The organism is Aerococcus sp. L_32 (assembly GCF_050689315.1).
Genome location: NZ_JBOEQF010001136.1, coordinates 1 through 594 on the forward strand (window position 1 = coordinate 1; position 594 = coordinate 594).

Sequence of the window (594 nt, forward strand, 5' to 3'; positions counted from 1 at the left end):
ACAAATTGCCATTGAATATATTTTCAATGTTTTATATGCCATGATTTATATGACTAATTACCAGAAAAATAACAAACAAATTGCCAAAAAGTTTACGCGAATCCAGAGAGGAGCATTAGATGATTAAGTGGGGAATTATCGGCGCAGGAAATATTGCCAACCGCTTTGCGAATAGTCTAGAGGAGGTAACTGACGGTGAATTACACGCGGTTGCCAACCGGACGATTGAAAAGGCTGAAACTTTCAAAGCTAACCATCCATGTGAAAAGGCTTATGGGTCTTACCAAGAATTATTGGACGACGACCAAGTGGACGCGGTCTACATTGCCTTACCGCATAAATACCATTTGGAATGGGTCTTGAAAGCCATCCAAGCAGGCAAAGCCATTTTGTGTGAAAAACCAGCGACTATAAACCAAGCTGAAGTTTCAAAAATTGAAGCAGCTTTAAATGCTAAACCCGTTTTCTTTATGGAAGCCATGAAGAGTCGCTTTACACCGGCTTATCAAGCGGTGAAAGAGCTGGTCGCACAAGGTGAAATTGGGGAAGTCCACACGGTAACCACTTCTTTATGCCGAAAATTCGATGAGTCCC

The 594-nt window shown here is 41.8% G+C and carries 1 protein-coding gene; it reads left to right on the forward strand.

Annotation, left to right across the window (positions count from 1 at the left end):
- Positions 1-119 precede the first annotated feature (119 nt).
- Positions 120-594 (forward strand): Gfo/Idh/MocA family protein (locus ACRCJ0_RS18590; protein ID WP_431391670.1); only part of this gene is annotated, 475 nt, incomplete at its 3' end.